Source organism: Stenotrophomonas sp. 28608_Sma, from assembly GCF_056486185.1.
Map to the genome: position 1 here is coordinate 107,137 of NZ_CM151308.1, position 22,415 is coordinate 129,551.

Sequence of the window (22,415 nt, forward strand, 5' to 3'; positions counted from 1 at the left end):
ATCAACCCGGGAACGGCACGGCCTGCAGCAGGGCGGCGACCACGTCGTCGGCACGCTTCTGCTCGGCCTCGGCGGCGAACGACAGCAGCAGGCGATGGCGCATCACCGGTGCGGCCAGTGCCTGCACATCCTCGCGGGTGGCGGCGAAGCGGCCCTGCAGCAGTGCGCGTGCCTTCGCCGCCAGCACCAGCGACTGCCCGGCGCGCGGGCCCGCACCCCACTTCACCCACTGGTTGATCGCCGCGGGTGCGCCTTCGCCTGGGCGGCTGGCGCGCACCAGGCGGGTGATCCAGGTCAGCACATCAGGGCTGACATGCACCTGGCGTACTGCGGCCTGCAGCGCGATCACCGCTTCGGCATCCATCACCTTCGGTACCGCGTCGGTGGCACCGCCGGTGGTCTGTTCCAGGATCTGCCGCTCTTCGTCCTCGCTCGGGTAATCCACCAGCACGTGCAGGAGGAAGCGGTCCAGCTGTGCTTCCGGCAGCGGGTAGGTGCCGGCCTGCTCGATCGGGTTCTGCGTGGCCAGCACGAAGAACGGTGCAGGCAGTGGATACGTGGTGCCTGCGTAGCTGACGGTACGTTCCTGCATCGCTTCCAGCAGCGCGGCCTGGGTCTTCGGCGGGGTGCGGTTGAGTTCGTCTGCGAGCAGCAGGTGGGTGAAGATCGGGCCCTGCTGGAAGCGGAAATGGCGATGGCCGGTGCCGTGGTCTTCCTCCAGCAGCTCGGTGCCGAGGATGTCGCTGGGCATCAGGTCCGGGGTGAACTGCACGCGCCGGAACTGCAGCTCCAGCGCCTGTCCGAGCGAGCGCACCAGCAGGGTCTTGCCGAGCCCCGGCGCGCCTTCCAGCAGGCAGTGGCCGCCGGCCAGCAGGCCGATCAGCAGCTGCTCGACCACGGTGTGCTGGCCCACCACTGCGCGTGCAAGCGCGGCGCGCAGCGCATCCAGGCGCGGCAACAGGGAATCGAGGTCGGGGGAGGTCATGGGCGTGCAGGTCCTATCAATTGTTCAACGCGTACATCACGATGTTGACGCCGAAGCGGGTGTTGTCTTCGGCCAGGAAGCGCTTGTTGCGCCAGTCGTAGTCCCACTCGCAGCCGTAGTCCTTGTTGCTGTAGAGCAGGCCCAGGCGGCCATCGACCTCGATGCCCTTCAGATAGTCGTGCACCAGGTCGTCGCCCCAGCCGTTGAGTTCGAAGCTGGTGGCGGGCGGGCCATCGGGGAAGCGGAAGAAGCTGCGGTACAGCGGGTGGCTGTTGGGCAGCTTCTGCAGTGCCTTGGGACCAAACAGGCGACCCATCTGCGACTCGAACGAGGTGGCGAACAGGCCGTCGATATCGTGGTTGCAGTCGTCGACGAAGACGAAGCCGCCATTGCGCACATAGCGCACGAAGTTCTGCCGCTCGGCGGCGTTGAACTCCACCAGCGTGTGCCCGGCCAGGTAGCAGAACGGCGCTTCCAGCATGCGTGGGTCGGCCAGCGCCACCACGTGCTCCTGCGGATCCACGCGCAGCGAGGTGTAGTCGATCAGCGAGGTGATCAGGTTGGACGGCATGCGCGCGTCCACATCCCAGTCGCCGGAGTCGTACTGCAGGCGGGTGAACCAGAAGTCGTAGCGCGAACTGCGCGGGCCTGACTGCGCCAAGGCCGGCAGCGCCGCCGCCGAAGCGGCAGCGGCCAACCAGCGCAGGCAGGCCCGGCGATCCATCAGACCGCGTCGGACAGCGAGGTGAAGGTGAAATCGCGCAGCTTCATCGGCGGGATCATCATCACGTAGCTGGATTCATCACCGGCTACGCGCACCGGCTTGCCCAGCTCTTCGATGTTGTTGAGCATGATCACCGGCGATTCGTTGAAGCGGAAGTTCTTCACCGGGTGCTTGATCTGGCCGTTCTCGATGTAGAAGGTGCCGTCGCGGGTGAGGCCGGTCAGCAGCACGGTCTGCGGATCGACCATGCGGATGTACCAGGTACGGGTGACCAGGATGCCCTTCTGGGTGCCGCGCACCAGCTCGGCGGTGCTCTTGTCGCCACCACTCATCAGCAGGTTGCCCGGCGTTGCCTTGGCGGTCTTGCCCTGCTTCTGCGCCCAGAAGCGCGAGTAGTCCAGGTTGGCGATCTTGCCGTTCTCGATGATGGCCATGCGCTCGCGTGGCATGCCTTCGCCGTCCCACGGCAGCACCGGTGCGTCCGGATGCCACGGATCGGCAATCATGGTCACGCGCGGGTCGTAGACCTGCTCGCCCAGCTTGTTGCCGCCGCCCTTCTTGGACAGGAAGCTGCGGCCTTCATCGGCCGAGCGTGCGCTGAAGAAGTTCATCATGAAGCTGATCAGGCCTGCGGCCGCGGCCGGTTCCAGGATCACCGTGTACTTGCCGGGCTCCAGCGCCTTGGCTTCGGCCGACTCGGTGGCCTTGCGCATGGCGATGCGGATGTCCTGGTCGGCCTTGAAGTCGGCGGCATCCTTCAGGTTGCGGCCGACCCAGCCCGAACCGCGGCCATCTTCGGTACGCACGGTGCAGGTGTAATCGAAGTTGGTGGTGCGCTGGTAGGCGAAGTTGCCGTTGCTGTTGGCGGTGGCCTGGAAGCCCTGACCGTCTTCGAGGAAGCCAGCGGCGATCAGGCCGTGGCCACGGCACGGGGCGATCGAATCGGCGGCGACCTTGGCGCGGAAGGCCGGATCGATCGCTGCAGTGGATTCGCTGAAGGTCGGGCTGGCGCGGTAGCTCTGCTTGCCGATGGCCGGCATGAACTCCGGGTTCTCCGGCGCCAGGCGCGCCAGGTCTTCGGCGCGGCGTACCACGCGTTCCAGCGCGGCATCGTCGAACTCATTGATCGAGGCCGTGCCGACGCGCTTGCCGAAGGCGACGGTGACCGCCAGTTCGGTGTTGTCGACGATGCCGCTGGTGGAGACATTGTTCAGCGCGAAACGGATGTTGCCGCTGATCGCGCCGGCCAGCACGGCGGTGCATTCGTCGGCCTTGGACAGGGCGATGACCTTGTCGAGGATGGCCTTGGCCTGGGCTTCGGTGAAGATACTCATGGTGTAAGGGCTCCTGACCGATCAGCCGAGGCTGCGTGCGGTGTTGATGACGTTGATGCCGTTGAAGCGCGCGGTCGACGAACCGTGCGAGACCGCCGAGACCTGGCCCGGCTGGCCCTTGCCGTCGAAGAACGAACCGCCCAGGCGGTAGTCACTCTCGTCGGCGACGGCGGTGCAGGCGTTCCAGAACTCCGGTGTGCGGATCTGGTAGGCCACGTCTTCCAGCATGCGGGTGATCTGGCCGTTCTTGATCTCGTAGAACAGCTGGCCGCCGAACTGCGCGTTGTAGCGCTGCTGGTCGATCGAGAACGAACCATCACCGATGATGTAGATGCCGTTCTCCACGTCCTTGATCAGGTCGGGCACGCTCAGCGGCTTCTTGCCCGGTGCCATCGACACGTTGGCCATGCGCTGGAACTGCACGCTGGACCACGAATCTGCATAGCAGCAGCCGTCGGACTCGGTCTTGCCGAGGATGTGGGCCTGGTCGCGGATGGTCTGGTAGTCCACCAGCTTGCCGTTGCTGATCAGGTCCCAGCGCTTGCACTTCACGCCTTCGTCGTCGTATGCCACCGCGCCGAGGCTGCCCGGCTGGGTCTTGTCGGCGAAGATGTTGACCAGTTCGCTGCCGTACTGGAAATGCTGTTCGCGCTTGTCCAGGGTGGCGAAGCTGGTGCCGGCGTAGTTGGCTTCGTAGCCGAGCACGCGGTCCAGCTCCAGCGGGTGGCCGATCGACTCATGGATGGTCAGCCAGGTGTGCGACGGGTCGAGCACCAGATCGTACTTGCCCGGCTTCACCGACGGGGCCTTCAGCTTTTCCTGCGCCTGCTTGGCGGCGGCGATGGCATCTTCCTTCATGTTGTAGGAAGAGCTGTAGTTGACCACGCCATTCGGGCTGACCACCTTGCCGGCAGCCGCGCCGTCCAGATACTCGTAGCCCAGGCCCATCGGCGAGGACAGGCCTTCGCGGGTACGGAACTTGCCGCTGGACTTGTCGATGGCGGTGATCGTCATCGGTGCCCAGATGCGGTGCACGTCCTGGTCGATATAGGAACCATCGGTGGAGGCGAAGTACTTCTGCTCGTTCACCAGGAACAGCATCGAGTTGACGAAGCTGGCACCGGCGCCCATCGCCGCAGCGTTGACGTCCAGCAGCAGGCCGACCTTGTCCTTGATCGGCACTTCCATCGCATTTTTGCGGATCGGCGTGCGCCAGCTCACCTCACCCACGCCCGGCGCCTTGGCCAGCTGTACCGGTGCGGTCTGCACGCCGGCATTGGCCTTGGCGATTGCTGCGGCCTGCTGCGCGGCCTTGGCTACATCGGCCGTACCCAGCGCATTGGTGGCGGCGAAGCCCCACGCACCGTTGACGATCACGCGGATGCCCACGCCGGTGGACTCGGTGTTCACCACGTTCTGCACCTTGTCCTCGCGGGTGATCACGAACTGCCGCAGGTAGCGGCCGATGCGCACGTCGCAGTAGGTGGCACCAGCCTGGCGGGCAGCGGCCAGCGCCGCATCGGCCAGGCGCTTCTTCAGCCCCAGGTCCAGCGTGCTCTGCAGTTGTTCGGCGGCAATCGCCTTGCCGAAGAAGGAAGGCACGATCAGCCCGCCCGCGGTAAGCCCGGTCAGGGCCAGGAAGTCACGTCTTTGCAAGGCTGCTCTCCATGTCGAAGGATGGGTGGCTCAAGCGCCGAGACTGCGCGCGGTGTTGATGATGTTGATGCCGTTGAAGCGGGTGGTGGACGAACCGTGCGAGACCGCCGAGACCTGGCCGGGCTGGCCCTTGCCGTCGAAGAACGAACCACCCAGGCGGAAGTCACGCTCGTCGCAGATCGCAGTGCAGGCATTCCAGAATTCCGGCGTACGGATCTGGTAGGCCGCATCCTCGACCATGCCGGCGATCTTTCCGTCCTTGATCTGGTAGTACAACTGGCCGCCGAACTGCGCGTTGTAGCGCTGCTGGTCGATCGAATACGACCCGCGGCCGTGGATGTAGATGCCGTTCTCCACGTCCTTGATCATGTCCTCGACGCTGAGTGGCTTTTTGCCAGGTGCCAGCGAGACATTGGCCATGCGCTGGAACTGCACGCTGGACCAGGAATCGGCGTAACTGCAGCCGTGCGAGGCGTTGCGGCCGAGGATGTGGGCCTCATCGCGGGTGGCCTGGTAATCGACCAGGATGCCGTCGCGCACCAGATCCCAGCGCTGAGTCTTGACGCCTTCGTCGTCGTAGCCGACCGCACCTAGGCTGCCCGGTTGGGTCTTGTCGGCGAAGAAGGTGACGATGTCGCTGCCCCAGCGGAAACCGGCATCGCGCTTGTCCAGCGTGGCGAAGCTGGTGCCGGCGTAGTTGGCTTCGTAGCCGAGCACGCGGTCCAGCTCCAACGGGTGGCCAACGTTCTCGTGGATGGTCAGGAACAGGTTGGACGGGTCCAGCACCAGGTCGTACTTGCCCGGCTTCACCGACGGCGCCTTCAGTTTCTCGCGCGCGTGGCGGGCGGCGGCGATGGCGTCCTCGACCGGGTCGTAGGAATCGCGGTAGGCGGTGATGCCACCGGGCAGCTGCACCTTGCCGCGCGCATCGCCATCGAGGAACTCGTAGCCCATGCCCATCGGCGAGGACAGGCCGGCACGAGTGCGGAACCTGCCGCTGGCCTTGTCGATGGCGGTGGCAGTGAACGGCAGCCAGATGCGATGGATGTCCTGGTCGATGAACGAGCCGTCGCTGGAGGCGAAGTACTTCTGTTCATTGACCAGGAACAGGGTGGAATTGATGTAGTCGGCGCCCGCATTCAGCGCGGCGGCGTTGAGCGCCAGCAGCAGCTCGACCTTGTCCTGGATCGGCACCGCCATCGCGTTCCTGCGCACCGGGGTCTGCCAGTGCACCTCGCCCACCGACGGCGTCGGTGCCAGCTGCACCGGCCGGGTCTGGATGCCGGCGTTGGCGCGGGCGATCGCTGCGGCCTGCTCGACCGCCGCGCGCACGGCAGCCTCGGTCTGCTGGTGGGTGGCAGCAAAGCCCCAGGCGCCGTTGACGATCACCCGCACGCCGACACCGGACGATTCGCGGTTGGTCACATTGCCGACCTGGTGCTCGCGGGTGATGACCGACTGGTTGAGATAGCGGCCGATGCGCACGTCGCAGTAGCTGGCCTTGGCTGTGCGTGCGGCGGCGAGCGCAACGTCCGCCAGGCGTCTGCGCTGGGCGGTATCGACCGGGGCGAGCAGCTGCTCGGCGGCGATGGCACGGGAATGCGGCAGCAGCAGGCCCGCCAGGCCCAGACCGGAAAAAGCCAGGAACTCACGTCGTTGCACAGCGTTTCTCTCTCTCGCTTGCGTGCGGTTGGCAACGGGCCGGACCGATCACGTCAACTCCTCGACTTTCGCCAGCGCGGCGCGTCCGGGCAAGTGACTGCAGTCATGGTTGGGTGGGTTTCGGCAGGGCTGCGCCCTGCACCTGCTCAATGCAACGGCAACGGCAACGGCAACGGCAACGGCCAAAGCCAGAGCGGCATTCCGTGGGTTGGTGGGGCGGTGTCGGACTGCGGGGACGCCGCAAGTACGTCCCTGTAGGCTTGGCAGCCGCATCCATGCGGCTGACACCCCGCAATCCGACACCGCCCCACCTTCGACAGGTTCACTCGGCTGTTGGTAGGTGTCGACCTTGGTCGACACGTCTGTCAGATATCGAAATGTATCCGGGGTCAGAGCCGTTCTCCTGCGGAAAACGGATCTGACCCCAAGAGCCGTTCCGACAGACCGCTGAAAACTGTCGAAGGCGGGGTGGGTCCGGTTGCGGGGGCGTGAGCGCCATGGATGGCGCGACCGAGCCTCCATGGGTGAGGGCGCTTTGCTTGCGAAGCACCGCTTCGCAAGCGCCCGAACGCACAGCCGCCAGCGGCTGGGCCGGACCCCGGAGGGGGATTCACGGCGTCCCCCGCAACCGGACCCACCCCGCCATCCCCCAGGAAGCCCGCTGTTGCAGTTGCTTAGGCTGTTGCTGTTGCTCCGGCTCCTGCGGGTGCAGGGCTGCAAGCCCTGCCGAGCAACACCCCCTCGTGCACAATGGGGACGACCCCGCCTGGACACCGTCCTGATGTCGAGCAAGCCGTATTCAGAAGCCTGCGAGCGCAACCGCGAACCCATCGCCACCGCACTCGACCCGTGGATGGGCGACCGCCATCGGCTGCTGGAGATCGGCAGTGGCACCGGCCAGCACGCGGCGTTCTTCGCCGAGCGCTGGCCGTGGCTGCGCTGGCAGCCTAGCGACCATCCGGACCATCTGCCGGGCATCGAGGCCTGGCGCGCGGAGGCGGCGTTGCTGAATCTGCTGCCGCCGGTGGCACTGCAGGTGGAACTACCCCCGGCGCCGGGCCTGTCGTTGCCCGAGGGCAGCACGTTCGATGCCGCATTCAGTGCCAACACGTTGCACATCATGGGCTGGGAGCATGTGCAGGCGCTGTTCGCGGCGCTGCCGTCGGTGCTGCGGCATGGTGCGCTGCTGGCGGTGTACGGCCCGTTCAACTACGGCGGTCGCTACACCAGCGACAGCAATGCGCAGTTCGATGTCTGGCTGAAGACGCGCGACCCGCGCAGCGGCATCCGCGATGTGGAAGCGGTGCAGGCGCTGGCGGCGGACAACGGCTTCACCCGCCTGGGTGATGTGGCGATGCCGGCCAACAACCGGTTGCTGCTGTGGCGGCTGGGGTGATCAGGCGTCCGGCGACATGCTGGAAAGGCGTGCCGCCGCAGCGCGCAGCCCGTTGAAAATGGGTTCGGACACGTTTACGGGGAAATCACTTGGGAGCTGACGCGTGACCTGCTCGATGGCGGGTTCGACGGCTGCGATCAGCGCTTCGATCCACGGCTCCGCACCATCAGCGACACCACAGGCGCGTGCGGTTTCGTTCCAATGGCGTCGTCGCACAAGGTGCAGCTTCCGGTGGCTATTCCTGCCCTGGACGGACATGGCGAGCTGTGCATTCCGCGGGTCGAGCTGGTTTGGCCCCCTACCCAGGCTGGGATGCACCGACAATACGTCGTAGACGGGGGTCAGGCGGAAGCGTCCACCGGCTTCGAGGTAAACACTGAAGTTCTTGGCATGTCCATCGGTTGCAGCCAACATCCAGAAAAGAATCTGCGTCTTGAAGAAGGTCGCCCGATCCTCGAAATGCTCGGATTGTCGAAGCAGATCCATGATGGTCACGATGCCTGGGCCGCCATCGGATTCATACTTCCTGGCAGCGGGCAGACCGAAGACCTGGCACATGTCTTCCTGCGGCAGCCGCAGCCACCACCGGCGATCCGCAGAAAGGCGGCGGTCGAATCGCTCCACAATAAGCGCGCGTTCGTCCTTGAAGCGTCCCATCTGCGTATTCGCAACGGGGATTCCAAAGGCGGAAAGCAGTTGCATGCACAGCCATTCGTTCTCGATGGATTGGTGCATGTCCGCCCGCATGTTGCCCACAATGCCAAGCGGCAGCTTGAAGATATGGGTGGATGGGGTACTGCCGGTAGGAATGCACCACTGGCCAGCATGCAGCAGAAGTCCCGTCTTCTCCTGCGCACCGGCGATGGATATGCGGAACGCATCATCACTGGTGGGTGCGCCAGGTAGATTCCCTGCCGTCACCTGACGCAGGATCGCAGCGACGCCTGATTCGTCCAACGCTTCGCACGTAATCTGCTGGATGTCCCCCGGTGTATGCGAAAGCGGCAGCAGTTGCACTGCGCCGACGCAATCCCGGCCAATGGCTTCGAGAAGATCGAATGTGTCGCTGCTGCGCGTGGAGAACCTGTCGCGGATCCGGTTGCGGATGACGGCGTTGTCGGGAAGAAGGTTGTCGAAGTAGTTGTTGACGACATCGCCCCGATGGCTCTCACCCTCCGGGAGCAGGGGCAGTGAGAGTGACAACGGCCGGGACTGGGCGGAGCTGATCCACGAGTCGACGTACGAAAGCCGGGAAGATCCGCTCCGGACATCATCCCAGAGCGCGACCTCGACACCATTCATCCAGACCCGCAGCGTACCCATGGCTCACCACTCCAACGTTGACGTTGTCTCCGGGGGGCTTCGCTGCTGCAATCTGACTTCCAGACCCAGCACTGCCCAGACCCGCATCAGCCGTTCGAAGCTTGCCGATGCCGGGTCGCGCTCCAATGCGCCTACTGCCTGGCGGCTTATGCCGAGCTGTGCCGCCAACTGCGCCTGGCTCAGGCCCGCCTGGCGCCTGAACGCACGCATCAGCGGTGCCAGTTGTTGAGGTGTCCTCACCGTGTGCAGCGGCCTGTCCATATCGGCAGTCCCCTAGAAAGTGGCCGTACGCGAACGTGTACGCAAAGGATAGGTTGCATTACGACAAGCAACCTATCTCTTTCCTTCGCTGGAGGCAACCTATCGATTGCTATCTCAATATGCAATCAATAGGTTGCTTTCGTGCCGTCAGCGGTGCTCAAGCCACCTGCACGATGTGCAGCGCCTTTGGGTTCCGCCACTGCGCCAGCAGAGCGGCTTCGCGCGCCTTGGCCTGCTCGAAATGCGCTTCCTTGACGTGGCCGAAGCCGCGGATGTGCTCGGGCACGCTGGCGATCTCCACCGCCAGCGCCAGGCGGTCGTCATCCAGGCCGTCCAGCAGCAGCTGCACGGTGGCCTCATAATCGCCGATCAGCTTGCGCTCCATGCGGCGTTCCTCGGTGCGACCGAACACATCAAGCCGGCCGCCGCGAAGGAACTTCAGCTTGGCCAGCAGGCCGAAGGCCTTGAACATCCACGGGCCGTATTCCTTCTTCAGCAACCGGCCCTGCTCGTCCTTCTTGGCGAACAGCGGCGGTGCCAGGTGGAAACGCAGCTGGTAATCGCCCTCGAACTGCTGCTGCAGGCGGCGCTGGAAGTCGCCGCTGGTATACAGGCGGGCCACTTCGTACTCGTCCTTGTAGGCCATCAGCTTGAACAGGTAACGGGCTACGGTCTCGGTCAGCGCGGTGGAACCGCCGATGCGGTCGGCTTCGGCGGCGCGCACGCGCTCGACCAGGCTGCGGTAGCGGTTGGCGTAGGCAGCGTCCTGGTACTCGACCAGGAACGAGGCGCGGCGCTCGATCATTTCATCCAGCGAGCGCGACAGGCGCGCGTCGTCCAGCGGCAGGAATGCCACGTCGCCACCGTGCGAGGGCAGGCCACGCAGTTCGCGTTCGTCGCCGGTGTTGCGCGGTGCGGCGGTGGCGCCCCATTCGTTGCCCTCCCACTCGCCCGGCGGCAGCGGATGCAGCGGGCCCGGGGTGGATTCGGTATCGGTGTGGCGGTTGCGCACCAGGCCGGCGGCCTGCTGCACGGCCTGCGGGTCGACCACGGCCAGGCGGCCCCAGGCGAAGGCCTGCTGGTTCATCGCCACGGCCGCACCGTTGAGCTCGATGGCGCGCATCAGCGACTCGAACGACAGCGGCACCAGGCCCTGCTGCCAGGCATAGCCGAGGATGAACAGGTTGGCGGCGATCGCATCGCCCAGCAGCGCGGTGGCCAGCTGGGTGGCATCCAGCAGCAACGGCTCCTGGCCGCCCAGCGCCACGCGCACACCGGCCACGATGTCGGCGGCGGGGAACTGCATGTCCGGGCGGGTGGTGAAGGTACCGGGCATCGCTTCGTAGGTGTTCAGCACCACCTGCGAACGGCCGGCACGCACCTTCGACAGCGCCCAGTAGTCGTTGACCACCACCATGTCGCAGCCCACCACCAGGTCGGCTTCGCCGGCGGCGATGCGCACGGCGTGGATGTCTTCGGGACGACGGGCGATGCGGATGTGGGTGGTCACCGCGCCGCCCTTCTGCGCCAGGCCTGTCTGGTCGAGCACGGTTGCACCCTTGCCTTCCAGGTGGCCGGCCATGCCCAGCAGCGCGCCGATGGTCACCACGCCGGTACCGCCGACGCCGGTGATCAGGATGTTCCAGGGCTGTTCGAGGGTGCCGCGGATGGCCGGTGCCGGCAGGTTGTCCAGCAGGGTGGAAGCATCGCGCTTGCTGCCCTTGCGCGGCTGGCCACCGTGCACGGTGACGAAGCTCGGGCAGAAACCGTTCACGCAGGAATAGTCCTTGTTGCAGTTGGACTGATCGATCTCGCGCTTGCGCCCGAACTCGGTTTCCTTCGGCAGTACCGACACGCAGAAGCTCTTCTTGCCGCAGTCGCCACAGCCTTCGCAGACCAGCGAATTGATCAGCACGCGCTTCTGCGGATCTTCCAGCTTGCCGCGCTTGCGGCGGCGGCGCTTTTCGGTGGCGCAGGTCTGTTCGTAGATCAGGATCGAAACACCCTTCACCTCGCGCAGGCGCTTCTGCACCTCATCCAGCTCGCTGCGGTCGTGGAACTCGACGTCGCTGGGGAAGTGCTCGCGTTGGCCGGTCCACTTGCCGATGTTGTCCGACAGCACCACGATGGTGTGGATGCCTTCGGCGCGCATCTGCTTTGCGATGTCGGGCACGCTCAGCGGGCCGTCCACCGGCTGGCCACCGGTCATCGCCACCGCGTCGTTGTAGAGGATCTTGTAGGTGATGTTGACGCCGGCGGCGACCGCCTGGCGGATCGCCAGCGAGCCGCTGTGGAAATAGGTGCCGTCGCCCAGGTTCTGGAATACGTGCGGGGTGTCGGTGAACGGCGCCTGCCCGGCCCAGGTTACGCCTTCGCCGCCCATGTGAGTGAAGGTGTCGGTGCTGCGGTCCATCCAGGTCACCATGTAGTGGCAACCGATGCCGGCCAGCGCCCGCGAGCCTACCGGCACCTGGGTAGAGGTGTTGTGCGGGCAGCCCGAGCAGTAGTGCGGTACGCGCGGGAAGCTGGCGCGCGGCAACGCAAGCTCGGCTTCCTTCTCCTGCATCCACTGCAGGCGCTGCTCGATCGATTCGTTGTTGAAGAACTTCTGGATGCGGCGACCGATCACGCCGGCGATGGTGGCCGGCGTCAGCTCACCGGTGGACGGCAGGATCCATTCGCCGCTTTCATCGTACTTGCCGACGATGGACGGGCGCTGGCCCCAGCTGGCCGGCCAGTTGAAGAACTGTTCCTTCATCTGGCGCTCGATGAAGGCACGCTTCTCCTCCACCACGATGATGTCTTCCAGGCCCTGCGCGAAGCGCGCAATGCCCTGCGGTTCCAGCGGCCAGGTCATGCCGACCTTGTACACGCGGATGCCGATGTCGGCGCACGCGGCTTCGTCCAGGCCCAGGTACTCCAGCGCCTGCAGCACGTCCAGGTAGCTCTTGCCGGTGGTGACGATGCCCAGCCGCGCGCGCGGCGCATCCATCACCACCTTGTCGATGCCGTTGGCGCGGGCAAAGGCCTGTGCGGCCTTCACCGCATAGCGGTGCAGGCGCATTTCCTGGTCCAGCGGCGGGTCTGGCCAGCGGATGTTGAGGCCACCCGACGGCATCTCGAAGTCTTCCGGCAGCACGATGCGGCGCGCCATCGGATCGACCTGCACCGACGCCGACGATTCCACCGTCTCGGCGATCGTCTTGAAGCCGACCCAGCGGCCGGTATAGCGGCTCATCGCCCAGCCCAGCAGGCCCATGTCGAGGATGTCCTGCACGCCGGCCGGGTTCAGCACCGGCATCATCGCGCTGACGAATTCGTCCTCGCTGCCGTGCGGCAGCGTCGAGCTGCGGCAGGCATGGTCGTCGGCAGCCAGCGCCAGCACGCCGCCGTAGCGCGAGGTGCCGGCGGCATTGGCGTGCTTGAACACGTCGCCGCAGCGGTCCACGCCCGGGCCCTTGCCGTACCACATGCCGAACACGCCCTGCACGTTGGCGCCGGGGAACAGGTTGGTCTGCTGCGTGCCCCACACCATGGTGGCGCCCAGGTCCTCGTTCAGGCCCGGGGTGAACTTCACCTTGGCTGCTTCAAGGTGCTTGCGCGCGCGCCACAGCTCCAGGTCGAAGCCACCCAGCGGGCTGCCACGGTAGCCGCTGACAAAGCCGGCGCTGTCGATGCCTTCGGCGGCGTCGCGCAGCCGCTGCATCAGCGGCAGCCGCACCAGCGCCTGCACGCCACTCAGATAGATCCGCCCCTCGCTGCGGGTGTACTTGTGGTCGAGCGTGTAATCACGGTCGAGCAGGTCGGCGGACGAGGGCGAAGTGAGTTGCGCGGTACTGGTCATGGCTGGCCCGGTAGGATCGGCTGGCACCGGCCGCGTGCAGGCACGCGGCGGGAAAGGCGCGAATTGTAGCAGCGGGGCCGCGAGGCCCCGGCACTCGCGCCCGCGGCGGTGCTGGGGTTAGGATCGGGGAGAGAGAGGGAGGCTGCAGTTGCGGCCTGGGGAGAAGGGATGTCAGTTCCAGGAAAGATCCTGGCCAGCGTGCTGCTGGCCTCGGGAGTGGCCACTGCGTGGGCCGCGCCGGCTGTGCCGGCACCACAGGAGTTCTACTTCGACAACGACCTGGCGGCCACGCCGATGGTGGCGGTGCAGGGCGAGGGCGATGAGCTGGTGGCCCAGCTGGTCAAGCTGCGTGAGCGCGGCCGCCGCGCGGTGGAAGCGACGGTGCAGCTGGCATCGGTGGCCGGCGCGCAGGGCCGTGGCGAGCTGGCCGAGCAGCTGTATGGCGAGGCGATGAAAGAGGCGCCGGCACAGAGCAGCAGCGGCCGCAGCGTGCGCTGGAACTACGGTTGGGACCTGCTGCGCCAGGGCAAGCCGGAGGCGGCGCTGGAACAGTGGCTGGTATCGGCCAGCAACGCCCGTACGAAGCCCACCTGGGTGCCACCGACCTATGCGTTGGCATTGTGGCGGATGGGGCAGAAGCAGGAGGCGGTGCAGTGGTATGCGGCTGCGGTACGCACCGAGCCGACGCAGTGGAGTACCACGGCCAACTATGGGCAGCTGCTGCCGCAGTGGCGTGAGGATGAGCGCGCGTCGCTGGCTGAGGTGCAGCAGGCCTGGGCGGCCGCACCGCCTGCCTGGCCCTGAGGGAAGGGGTTCGGCCGGGTTGCACCCGGCACCCGCAGAGGCAACAGCTGAAGCAACAGCAACAGCCGAAGCAACAGCGGGCTTCCTGCGGGATGGCGGGGCACTGTGGGTTTGCGGGGCCGCCGTAAACCCGTCCTGGGGGCTTGGTCGCCGCATCCATGCGGCTCACACCCCGCAAACCCACAGTGCCCCGCCTTCGACAGATTCCGGCAGCTGTTGGTAGGTGTCGACCTTGGTCGACACGGTAGATCCACGCCATGCGTGGATGAATCTGTATCGGAATCGACTATTCGATATCTGATCGAAATGCAGCCGAGCGTGGGCTCGGCTCTACGGGAAGCGGCCAGCCCACCGGCTTTTGCTTTTGATCTTCTTTTTTCTTTTCCGTGGCGGACGCCCCCGGAAATTGCCAGAGGCCGGGCGGGGTGGGTTCGCGGGGGTGTCCGCGGCATGGATGCCGCGGCCAAGCCCCCATGGACGGGTTGACGGCGTCCCCCGCGAATCCACCCCGCCCGGCCAAGCGCGGCTTTTGATGTTCACGGCCAACCCGCCGCCACGAGAGGCTGCGCCGTTCGCTGGAAACCCCTCAGTCGTCCGCGGAAACCGTCCGCCCCGACGCCCACGCCCGCAGTGCCTCTACCTGCTCGGCCATCAGCACCGACAGCGGTCGCGTGGCGCGGATCTCGTTCATCAGCAGCTCGGTGTCCAGCGGCCGGCCTTCGGCATGTGCCGCATACAGGCCAGCCACGATCGCCTGCTCGATCTCGGCGCCGGAGAAGCCATTCGCGGCCGCCGCCAGCGCGGGCAGTGCGAAGTCGTCGGCGTTGAGCTGGCGCCGGCCCAGGTGCAGCCGCAGCAGTTCCACGCGCACGTCAGGCGAAGGCAGATCGACGAAGAAGATCTCGTCGAAGCGGCCCTTGCGCAGCAGCTCGGCCGGCAGTTCGTGCACCTGGTTGGCGGTGGCGACGATGAACACCGGCGCCTTGCGTTCGGCCATCCAGGTCAGCAGGTAACCGAGCACGCGGCGTGACACGCCGCCATCCTCGCCACCGCTGGCCAGGCCCTTCTCGATCTCGTCCATCCACAGCACGCAGGGCGCGAGTTGTTCGGCCGAGGCCAGTGCCTGGCGCAGGTTGGCTTCGGTCTCGCCGTGGTACTTGTTGTACAGCGCGCCCACGTCCAGGCGCAGCAGGGGCACGCCGAAGCCGGCGGCGGTGGCCTTGGCCAGCATCGACTTGCCGCAGCCCTGCACACCCAGCAACAGCATGCCGCGCGGCGGGTCCAGCCCGGCCGGGGCGGAGCCGGCAATGAAGGCCACGCGCCGCTGGTTGATCCAGCGCTTGAGCCGGTTGGCGCCGGCCACATCGCCGAAGCGCGCGCTGTCATGCTCGAAGAACAGGTGGCCGCTGCGGTTGAGCAGCTCGAACTTCAGCCGCGCCAGCTGCGGCAGGTCGTCGTCGCGCAGTGCGCCGTCGGCGTAGATCAGCTGGCGCGCGATGCGCCGGGCATCGACCAGGCTCAGGCCCTGCAGGTTCTTCAGGATCTTCTTGACCGCTTCGCTGTCGACTTCAACCCGGCGGCCGCCATGCTCGCGCGCATAGGCGTCGGCCTCCTCGCGCAGCATCTTCAGCAGGGCATTGGCATCGGGCAGGCGCGGGTTGAAGCGCACCGCCAGCGCTTCCAGCTCGGCCGGCAGCTCCACTTTGGCACCGATCAGCACCAGCACATGCGGCTCGCTGTGGCGGCGCTGGATCAGGTCGCGAAGGGCGCGCTGGTGGCTGGCATAGCCCAGGTAGGGATGGAAATCGAGCAGCAGGTAGACGCCGCGCTGGTCGGCCTGGCGGATCATCTGCAGGGCCGCGCTGGCATCGGGCGGCCCGACCGGCGGGTCTTCGCTGTCCAGGTCGATCCGGCGCAGGCCCTCGGTGATCGACCAGCGGTGCAGGGCCCGCCATACGTGCATCAGCGTCTGCCGGAACAGCTCGACGATGCGACCTTCGTCCTGGGTCTCGATGACGATCAGTGGGGTATTGGCGCGGATCAACGCGCTCAGATCCTGCAGTTCGCTCATGCCGGTTCGATCCTTCGGGGGCGCCACGATAGCAAAGGCGATGGCCGCTGGTTCAGCACGACGCTACCTACCGTCACCATCACCGGTGTACGCTCGGGGCACGTACCCGGAAGCGAGGCTGGCATGAAGACGATCCTGGTGGCCGGTTCCAAGGGCGGGGTGGGCAAGACCACCGTCGCCACCCACCTGGCCGCGTACGCGGCATTGCAGGGCAAGGCCACGGTGATTGCCGATGCCGACCCGCAGGGTTCCAGCACCCGCTGGGCACAACGCCGTGCCGGGCTGGAAAGCGCGGTGCTCCCCATCGACGTGTATCGGAAGAAGCAGTGGGCGCAGAAGCTGCCCGACGGCACCGACACCGTCATCATCGATGCGCCGGCCGGTGCCCTGGCTGACGATATTCCCCATTTCCTCGACGCAGCCGACGCGGTGGTGGTACCGGTGCTGCCCTCGGCGCTGGACATCGAAGCGATCGTCGGCTTCCTCAACAGCCTGGCCCAGAACCCGCGCGTGCACAGCCGCAAGCTGCCGGTGGGGCTGGTGCTCAACCGTACCAAACCATGGACCCAGACCTCGCAGCAGGCGCTGCAGATGCTGGGTGAATGGCCGTACCCGGTGGTCGCGCAGCTGCGCGACAGCCAGAGCTATGTGGTCATGACCGGCCTGGGCCGCAGCCTGTTCGACTACCGCTCGGCCCAGGTGCGCGAGCACCAGGCCGACTGGGAGCCGCTGCTGTCCTGGCTGAAGCTTTGATGCCTGCGTCACTCTTTCTGCTGCATCCTCTTCTTCATGGAAACCCGCGATGCGTGAACTGATCCTGCTGCGCCATGCCCATGCCGAACCGGCTACCCCCGGCCAGGCCGACCTCGACCGGCCGTTGTCGCCGGTGGGGCTCGCCGAAGCCGAAGCCGCCGGCAAGTGGCTGAAGGAGAACAACCTGCTGCCGGACTGCGTGCTGTGCTCACCGGCGCGGCGCACCCGGGAGACCCTGGAAGCCGTGCTCGGCACCATCGGCTATGTCGAGAAGCGCCTGGAAGACCGCATCTACGAGGCTACCCCCGGCACCTTGGCGGCGCTGGTGGACGACCGCCGTGACCTCGACCGGGTGCTGATCGTCGGCCATAACCCCGGCCTGGAGCGCCTGGTGGCGTTGATGACGGAAGGCACCAGCAGCGACTATCGCGGCATGCCGCCGGCCGGCATTGCCGTGCTCGGCTTCCCGCGCGAGGCCTCGATCGAGCCGGGCGTGGCCAGCCTGAACGCGTTCTGGTGGCCGTGATCCAATGAGCCTGGCGCGGCGCAGCCGCTTTCTGCTGCCCGTGCTGCTGGCTTCCGGCGCGGCCTGGGCTGCCGCGCCACCGCCAACGCCCTTGCCGCCGGTGGTCGCTGAAGCGCACCGGGTCCTGCACCTGGATACCCAGCGCTCGCAGATCGGTTTCGAGGTGCGGACCCGCTTCGGGCAACGCATCGAAGGCCTGTTCCCGCACTTCGAGGGTCGCATCGAGATCCTCTCCGACGGCCGCCATCAGGTGCACCTGAAGATGTTCACGCGCTCGGTCGAGATCCCCGGCAAGGCGCGCTACACCGGCTGGATGCGCGGCGAGGAGTTCTTCGACGCAGGCCGCCACCCGGTGGTCGAGTTCGACTCGCTGCCGTACTGGCCTGAGACCGTGGAAGACGGGGGCGACATCAACGGGCGGCTGACCCTGCGCGGGATCAGCCACCCCGAGACACTGAAGGTCGAGAAGGCGGATTGCGCCCGACCCGGCTATGATTGCGACGTCGTCAGCCGCGGTACCGTGCAGCGAGGCCGGTATGGAATGGACAGCTGGCAGCTTGCCTTGAGTGACCGAGTGACCTTCGTATTGCGAGCGCGCCTGAGCGAGGCGCCGAAACCGTGAACCTCCTGCTGCGTGTACTGGCGCTGGCAACCGTGTTGCTGGGCAGCGGTTGTGCATCGCTGTCCAATGCCGAGCGCGACCGCGCCGAAGCGATCGCCGTGCAGGCGCGCTCGATCCAGGTCGACTGCCAGCGCGCCGACCGCTGCGCACAGGATTCGCCGCTGCGGGCGTTGGCCGGCCGGGCGTTCACCGAATCCACCCCGGAGCAGCCGCGCCACTACGCCACCCTGCTGGACGAGGGGGAGGGCGCCCTGGTGGCGCGCCTGAACCTGCTGCGCAGTGCCACCCGCAGCATCGACCTGCAGACCTACATCTTCGACAAGGACGACAGCGCGCGGCTGGTCATCGACGAACTGCTGGCCGCGTCGCGGCGCGGGGTGAAGGTGCGGGTGCTGATCGACCAGCTCTCGGCGATCTCCGACCTGGAGATCCTCGGCGCGCTGTCCGGCGCCCACCAGAACTTCCAGCTGCGGGTCTACAACCCGACCTTCGGCAAGGCCCGGCTGAACTACTTCGATTACGCCGGCAGCGTGCTGTGCTGCTTCCGTCGCTTCAACCAGCGCATGCACAACAAGCTGCTGGTGATCGACGATGCGATCGGCGTGGTCGGCGGCCGCAACTACCAGGACGACTATTACGACTGGGATCGCGAGTACAACTTCCGCGATCGCGACGTCATGATCGCCGGCCCGGAAGCGCGGGCGATGGCGGCCAACTTCGATGCGTTCTGGCGCGCCAAGCGCAGCGTGCCGGCCGAGCGCCTGAATGACGTGGGCCGCACCCTGCTGCGCGAAGGCGTGCCGGTGCTGCCGCCCGCCACGTTTCGCCGCCCGGAGCGGGTGCAGCGGGTCAGCGCTGAAGCCAATGACATGGACTTCGTCACCCGTTCCTTCGTGGATACCGCGCTGCCGGTGGCCTCGGTGCGCTACGTCGCCGACCTGCCGCGCAAGCACCGCCGCGAGAAGGCCGATGCCCCGCTGGCCGGCCAGCACGTGACCGAGCCGCAGCTGGATGCACTCATTGCCGGTGCGCAGAAGGAAGTGATCCTGCAGACGCCGTACCTGGTGCTGTCCAAGCCGGCACAGAAACTGTTCCGCGAGCTGCGCAAGCGCCCGCAGCCACCGCGCGTGGTGGTGTCCAGCAACAGCCTGGCGGCCACCGACAACCCGATCGTGTATGCGCTGTCGTACAAGTACAAGCGGCGCAACATGCGCGAACTGGGCTTCAACATCTTCGAGTACAAGCCGTTCCCGCTGGATGCACCGGTCGACTACCGCAATCTGCTGCCCGACCCGATCGCCGCGCCTGGAGGCGACGACGACGGTGGGCGCAATCCGCTGATCGGCGGCAGCGCCGCTGGCAGCAATGCCGGTGGTGGCAGCGACGGGGATCTGGCCGCGCCCCGCAAGCAGGTGGCGGTGCATCATCCGCGTACCGGCAGTGCCTACCAGAACGCGCGCGAACGTCGCCGCGCCGCCGGCAGCGAGGTGGAAACGCGCCTGCTGCGCACCGAGACGCGTCCGTCGTTCCTGGGCAGCAAGGCGGTCAACAAGCCGTTGCCGGTCACCCGCAAGGGCGCCCGCATGGGCCTGCACGCCAAGTCGCTGGTGGTCGATCGCCGCATCGGCGTGGTCGGCACCCACAACTTCGATCCGCGCAGCGAGAACTACAACACCGAAGGCGCGGTGATCATCGACGATCCGGTGTTTGCCGAGCAGCTGGCCGAGAGCATCCTGCGCGATACCCATCCGCAGAACTCGTGGACAGTGGCGCCGCGGGCCAAGCCGCCAGTGCTGTCGGGCCTGAACTACAGCGTCGGCAAAGCCTCCGAAGCGCTGCCGATCCTCGACTTCTGGCCGTGGCGCTACGCCACCGACTACGAGTTCAAGCCCGGTCCGGACTGCCCGCAGCCGCTGCCACGGCAGGACCCGGCGTTCCACAATTGCTACGTCGCCGTCGGCGACTTCCCCGAAGTCAACGTCGGCCCGAAGTGGCTGCTGGTGCGCATGCTGACTGCATTCGGCGCCGGCCTCGTTCCCATCCTCTGAAGGTGCCCGCATGACCCAGGTGTTCCGCGAAGCCGTTTCCATCGAGCAGCTCAACGCGCTCAGCCGCAACACGGCGATCGAATCCCTCGGCATCGTCTTCAGCGCTGCGGGCGAAGACTGGCTGCAGGCCACCATGCCGGTGGACGAGCGCACCCGGCAGCCGTACGGCATCCTGCACGGCGGTGCCTCGGTGGTGCTGGCCGAGACCCTGGGCAGCAGCGCCGGCAACCTGTGCGTGGATACCGGCAAGCAGATCTGCGTGGGCCTGGAAATCAACGCCAACCACGTGCGCGCCGTGCGCTCGGGCACGGTCACCGGCACCGCCCGCGCGCTGCACGTCGGCCGCAGCACCCAGCTGTGGGAGATCCGCATCGAAGACGAGCAGGGCCGGCTGGTGTGCATCTCTCGGCTGACCCTGGCGGTGGTGGCCGCCGGCCACGGTTGAGCCCCCGGCGGGCGTGTTGACGGCGGCAGAACCCAGCGTTCCCCGCCGATTGCCCCGGTCAATGGCGGTTATGGCCTAAATCGGCTGGCAGCTGCTGCGGCGCTCCGGTATCGTGCGCGGATGACTTCCCCCACTCCGGCCCCCCGTGGCGGCGTGGCGCGTGTGTGCCGTTACCTGTACCGCGTACCGCTGCTGTTGGTCCACATCATCGTGTTCCTGCCGCTGATCCTGATCGGCATGCTCCCGCCGTGGGGCGAGCTGCGCGTGGGCGAGGATACCTTCGGGGCGAAGGTGGTGAACTGGTGGCAGGGCGGCCTGATGTGGATCTTCGGCTTCCGCCTGTCACGGGTGGGCCAGCCCTTGCCCGGTGCCGTGCTGTTCGTCGCCAACCACGTCAGCTGGGTCGACATCTCCATCCTGCACAGCCAGCGCATGATGGGCTTCGTCGCCAAGCGCGAAATCGCCAGCTGGCCGCTGGTCGGTTGGCTCGCCGCGCGCGGGCAGACCATCTTCCACCAGCGCGGCAATACCGAATCGCTCGGTGGCGTGATGCAGGTGATGGCCGATCGCCTGCGTGCCGGCAAGGCAGTAGGCGTGTTCCCGGAAGGGCGCACCCGCGGTGGTCATGAAGTGGGGCCGTTCCATGCCCGCATCTTCCAGGCCGCGGTCGAAACCGGTGTTCCGGTGCAGCCTGTGGCGCTGGTCTATGGGTTCAAGGGTGACGCACAGACCATCGTGGCATTCGGCCCGGGCGAGAGTTTCGCCGCCAATTTCCTGCGCCTGCTGGGTGAGCCGGCGCGGCATACCGAAGTGCATTTCCTGGAGCCGATCGGTACCCAGGACCTGGAAGGCCGTCGACGCATCGCGGAAACCTCGCGCGCGCGCATCGTGGCGGCCATGAGCACCGGCTGAGGGCACGGTGGCCCTGGTCCCGCCACCCGTCCTGGACGCCGGTACACCGACGTTGCATGCGACTGACTACCAGCCGCCGCGCTGGCTGCGCAATCCGCACCTGCAGTCGATGCTCAGCTCCAGCCGCATGCGCCTGCAGCGCGGCCTGCTGCTGCTGGCGGCCACCGGTGCGGTCAGCGAAGAGCTGATCCTCGATGGTGGTGATGGCGTGCGCCTGCAGGGCTGGCACAGCCATGTCGAAGGCCGCGAGCCCAAGGGCATCGCGCTGCTGCTGCATGGCTGGGAAGGCAGTGCCGAATCCAGCTACATGCGCATGGCCGCCGCGCGCATGATCGAGCAGGGCTTCGACGTGGTGCGGCTGAACTTCCGCGACCACGGCAACACCCATCACCTGAACCCCGGCATCTTCCACTCCAATCTCATCGATGAAGTGGTGCACGCCGCGGGCGATATCGCCCAGCGCTGGCCGCAGCTGCCGCTGGTGGCCGCCGGTTATTCGCTGGGTGGCAACTTCGTGCTGCGCCTGGCCCTGCGCGCGCCGGCGGCCGGCGTGCCGCTGCTGCGCGTCGCCTCGGTGTGCCCGGTGCTGGACCCGGCTCTGACGATGGAGAGCATCGAGAACGGCCCGGCGATGTACGACTGGTACTTCCGCCGCAAGTGGGCCGGCTCGCTGCGCCGCAAGCGCGATCTGTTCCCCGAGCTGAGCGACTGCGACGACCGCGTGCTGAAGCTGGACATCCGCGCGCTGACCGCCTGGCTGGTCGAGCGCCACACCAGCTTCGGTTCGCTGCAGGCCTATTTCGACGGCTACTCGATCGCCGGCGACCGCCTGTCGTCCCTGCAGGTACCGGCCGACATCCTGATGGCGCAGGATGACCCGGTGATTCCGTACGCGACCTTCAGCAACTGGCAGCTGCCGGGCCAGGCGCGCCTGGAAACCGCCTGCTGGGGCGGCCACTGCGGGTTCATCGAAAACTGGCGCGGCGACGGCTTCTCCGAGCGCTGGGTGGCGCAGCGCCTGCAGCGGGTGCTGGCGGGCTGAACCGGCA

General features: G+C 66.8%; 18 protein-coding genes. 9 read left to right on the forward strand and 9 right to left on the reverse strand.

Features of this window, described 5'->3' with window-relative positions; all coding sequences use genetic code 11:
• Nucleotide 1 precedes the first annotated feature (1 nt).
• Genes ACZLHH_RS00440 through ACZLHH_RS00460 form a run of 5 tightly spaced genes read right to left on the reverse strand, consistent with a single transcriptional unit; the run spans nucleotide 2 to nucleotide 6,361 of the window.
• Complete coding sequence (locus ACZLHH_RS00440; protein ID WP_180844549.1) at nucleotides 2-985, reverse strand: AAA family ATPase; 984 nt, start codon at nucleotides 983-985, stop codon at nucleotides 2-4.
• A gap of 16 nt (nucleotides 986-1,001) precedes the next feature.
• Complete coding sequence (locus tag ACZLHH_RS00445; RefSeq protein ID WP_049422407.1) at nucleotides 1,002-1,709, reverse strand: DUF4159 domain-containing protein; 708 nt, start codon at nucleotides 1,707-1,709, stop codon at nucleotides 1,002-1,004.
• Nucleotides 1,709-3,043, reverse strand: coding sequence for a TldD/PmbA family protein (locus tag ACZLHH_RS00450; protein ID WP_019336350.1), 1,335 nt, complete (start codon nucleotides 3,041-3,043; stop codon nucleotides 1,709-1,711). The genes ACZLHH_RS00445 and ACZLHH_RS00450 overlap by 1 nt, the downstream gene beginning before the upstream one ends.
• A gap of 21 nt (nucleotides 3,044-3,064) precedes the next feature.
• Nucleotides 3,065-4,699 carry a TldD/PmbA family protein gene (locus tag ACZLHH_RS00455; RefSeq protein ID WP_180844550.1) on the reverse strand — a complete coding sequence of 545 codons (1,635 nt, stop codon included), beginning with the start codon at nucleotides 4,697-4,699 and terminating at the stop codon, nucleotides 3,065-3,067.
• Between the two features lie 30 nt (nucleotides 4,700-4,729).
• Nucleotides 4,730-6,361, reverse strand: a complete 1,632-nt coding sequence (locus ACZLHH_RS00460; protein ID WP_180844551.1) for a TldD/PmbA family protein — start codon at nucleotides 6,359-6,361, stop codon at nucleotides 4,730-4,732.
• 781 nt (nucleotides 6,362-7,142) lie between these two features.
• Here ACZLHH_RS00460 and ACZLHH_RS00465 point away from each other — a divergent pair.
• Nucleotides 7,143-7,757 carry a DUF938 domain-containing protein gene (locus ACZLHH_RS00465; RefSeq protein WP_132808723.1) on the forward strand — a complete coding sequence of 205 codons (615 nt, stop codon included), beginning with the start codon at nucleotides 7,143-7,145 and terminating at the stop codon, nucleotides 7,755-7,757.
• On the opposite strand, the gene ACZLHH_RS00470 is transcribed toward ACZLHH_RS00465, so the two are convergent.
• The 3 genes from ACZLHH_RS00470 to ACZLHH_RS00480 all read right to left on the reverse strand — a co-directional run bounded on the left by ACZLHH_RS00470 (nucleotide 7,758) and on the right by ACZLHH_RS00480 (nucleotide 13,185).
• Nucleotides 7,758-9,080, reverse strand: a complete 1,323-nt coding sequence (locus ACZLHH_RS00470; RefSeq protein ID WP_180844552.1) for a type II toxin-antitoxin system HipA family toxin — start codon at nucleotides 9,078-9,080, stop codon at nucleotides 7,758-7,760. It lies immediately after the preceding gene.
• A gap of 3 nt (nucleotides 9,081-9,083) precedes the next feature.
• Nucleotides 9,084-9,341: a helix-turn-helix domain-containing protein gene (locus ACZLHH_RS00475; RefSeq protein ID WP_004134030.1), complete on the reverse strand. Its 258-nt coding sequence runs from the start codon at nucleotides 9,339-9,341 to the stop codon at nucleotides 9,084-9,086.
• A gap of 157 nt (nucleotides 9,342-9,498) precedes the next feature.
• Nucleotides 9,499-13,185 carry an indolepyruvate ferredoxin oxidoreductase family protein gene (locus ACZLHH_RS00480; RefSeq protein WP_180844553.1) on the reverse strand — a complete coding sequence of 1,229 codons (3,687 nt, stop codon included), beginning with the start codon at nucleotides 13,183-13,185 and terminating at the stop codon, nucleotides 9,499-9,501.
• Between the two features lie 168 nt (nucleotides 13,186-13,353).
• On the opposite strand from ACZLHH_RS00480, the gene ACZLHH_RS00485 reads away from it, so the two are divergent.
• Nucleotides 13,354-13,989 (forward strand): tetratricopeptide repeat protein, encoded by a 636-nt coding sequence (locus ACZLHH_RS00485; RefSeq protein ID WP_032128715.1) that lies wholly within the window; start codon nucleotides 13,354-13,356, stop codon nucleotides 13,987-13,989.
• Nucleotides 13,990-14,575: 586 nt separating this feature from the next.
• On the opposite strand, the gene ACZLHH_RS00490 is transcribed toward ACZLHH_RS00485, so the two are convergent.
• Complete coding sequence (locus ACZLHH_RS00490; RefSeq protein ID WP_071228822.1) at nucleotides 14,576-16,060, reverse strand: AAA family ATPase; 1,485 nt, start codon at nucleotides 16,058-16,060, stop codon at nucleotides 14,576-14,578.
• A gap of 123 nt (nucleotides 16,061-16,183) precedes the next feature.
• On the opposite strand from ACZLHH_RS00490, the gene ACZLHH_RS00495 reads away from it, so the two are divergent.
• The 7 genes from ACZLHH_RS00495 to ACZLHH_RS00525 all read left to right on the forward strand — a co-directional run bounded on the left by ACZLHH_RS00495 (nucleotide 16,184) and on the right by ACZLHH_RS00525 (nucleotide 22,408).
• Complete coding sequence (locus tag ACZLHH_RS00495; RefSeq protein ID WP_010487235.1) at nucleotides 16,184-16,813, forward strand: ParA family protein; 630 nt, start codon at nucleotides 16,184-16,186, stop codon at nucleotides 16,811-16,813.
• Nucleotides 16,814-16,862: 49 nt separating this feature from the next.
• Complete coding sequence (locus ACZLHH_RS00500; protein ID WP_005407539.1) at nucleotides 16,863-17,339, forward strand: SixA phosphatase family protein; 477 nt, start codon at nucleotides 16,863-16,865, stop codon at nucleotides 17,337-17,339.
• Nucleotides 17,340-17,343: 4 nt separating this feature from the next.
• Entirely contained in the window at nucleotides 17,344-17,961 is a 618-nt protein-coding gene (locus ACZLHH_RS00505) for a YceI family protein (RefSeq protein ID WP_032128717.1), read from the forward strand.
• A complete protein-coding gene (locus ACZLHH_RS00510) occupies nucleotides 17,958-20,009 on the forward strand; it encodes a phospholipase D family protein (RefSeq protein ID WP_180844554.1) in 2,052 nt (683 codons plus the stop codon). The genes ACZLHH_RS00505 and ACZLHH_RS00510 overlap by 4 nt, the downstream gene beginning before the upstream one ends.
• 10 nt (nucleotides 20,010-20,019) lie before the next feature.
• On the forward strand, nucleotides 20,020-20,454 hold the full coding sequence (locus tag ACZLHH_RS00515) for a hotdog fold thioesterase (RefSeq protein WP_032128719.1): 435 nt from the start codon (nucleotides 20,020-20,022) through the stop codon (nucleotides 20,452-20,454).
• Nucleotides 20,455-20,574: 120 nt separating this feature from the next.
• The gene (locus tag ACZLHH_RS00520) at nucleotides 20,575-21,366 is read left to right on the forward strand and encodes a lysophospholipid acyltransferase family protein (protein WP_049398187.1); all 792 of its coding nucleotides are present in this window, start codon (nucleotides 20,575-20,577) and stop codon (nucleotides 21,364-21,366) included.
• A 52-nt stretch (nucleotides 21,367-21,418) separates the two neighbouring features.
• Nucleotides 21,419-22,408 carry a YheT family hydrolase gene (locus ACZLHH_RS00525; protein ID WP_049462242.1) on the forward strand — a complete coding sequence of 330 codons (990 nt, stop codon included), beginning with the start codon at nucleotides 21,419-21,421 and terminating at the stop codon, nucleotides 22,406-22,408.
• The last annotated feature ends 7 nt before the right edge of the window (nucleotides 22,409-22,415 follow it).

What these genes read in the sequence shown, in the direction of transcription:
- ACZLHH_RS00440 (WP_180844549.1), bottom strand. Translation starts at nt 985, where the DNA reads ATGACCTCCCCCGACCTCGATTCCCTGTTGCCGCGCCTGGATGCGCTG.
- ACZLHH_RS00445 (WP_049422407.1), bottom strand. Translation starts at nt 1,709, where the DNA reads ATGGATCGCCGGGCCTGCCTGCGCTGGTTGGCCGCTGCCGCTTCGGCG.
- ACZLHH_RS00450 (WP_019336350.1), bottom strand. Translation starts at nt 3,043, where the DNA reads ATGAGTATCTTCACCGAAGCCCAGGCCAAGGCCATCCTCGACAAGGTC.
- ACZLHH_RS00465 (WP_132808723.1), top strand. Translation starts at nt 7,143, where the DNA reads ATGTCGAGCAAGCCGTATTCAGAAGCCTGCGAGCGCAACCGCGAACCC.
- ACZLHH_RS00470 (WP_180844552.1), bottom strand. Translation starts at nt 9,080, where the DNA reads ATGGGTACGCTGCGGGTCTGGATGAATGGTGTCGAGGTCGCGCTCTGG.
- ACZLHH_RS00475 (WP_004134030.1), bottom strand. Translation starts at nt 9,341, where the DNA reads ATGGACAGGCCGCTGCACACGGTGAGGACACCTCAACAACTGGCACCG.
- ACZLHH_RS00480 (WP_180844553.1), bottom strand. Translation starts at nt 13,185, where the DNA reads ATGACCAGTACCGCGCAACTCACTTCGCCCTCGTCCGCCGACCTGCTC.
- ACZLHH_RS00485 (WP_032128715.1), top strand. Translation starts at nt 13,354, where the DNA reads ATGTCAGTTCCAGGAAAGATCCTGGCCAGCGTGCTGCTGGCCTCGGGA.
- ACZLHH_RS00490 (WP_071228822.1), bottom strand. Translation starts at nt 16,060, where the DNA reads ATGAGCGAACTGCAGGATCTGAGCGCGTTGATCCGCGCCAATACCCCA.
- ACZLHH_RS00495 (WP_010487235.1), top strand. Translation starts at nt 16,184, where the DNA reads ATGAAGACGATCCTGGTGGCCGGTTCCAAGGGCGGGGTGGGCAAGACC.
- ACZLHH_RS00500 (WP_005407539.1), top strand. Translation starts at nt 16,863, where the DNA reads ATGCGTGAACTGATCCTGCTGCGCCATGCCCATGCCGAACCGGCTACC.
- ACZLHH_RS00505 (WP_032128717.1), top strand. Translation starts at nt 17,344, where the DNA reads ATGAGCCTGGCGCGGCGCAGCCGCTTTCTGCTGCCCGTGCTGCTGGCT.
- ACZLHH_RS00515 (WP_032128719.1), top strand. Translation starts at nt 20,020, where the DNA reads ATGACCCAGGTGTTCCGCGAAGCCGTTTCCATCGAGCAGCTCAACGCG.
- ACZLHH_RS00520 (WP_049398187.1), top strand. Translation starts at nt 20,575, where the DNA reads ATGACTTCCCCCACTCCGGCCCCCCGTGGCGGCGTGGCGCGTGTGTGC.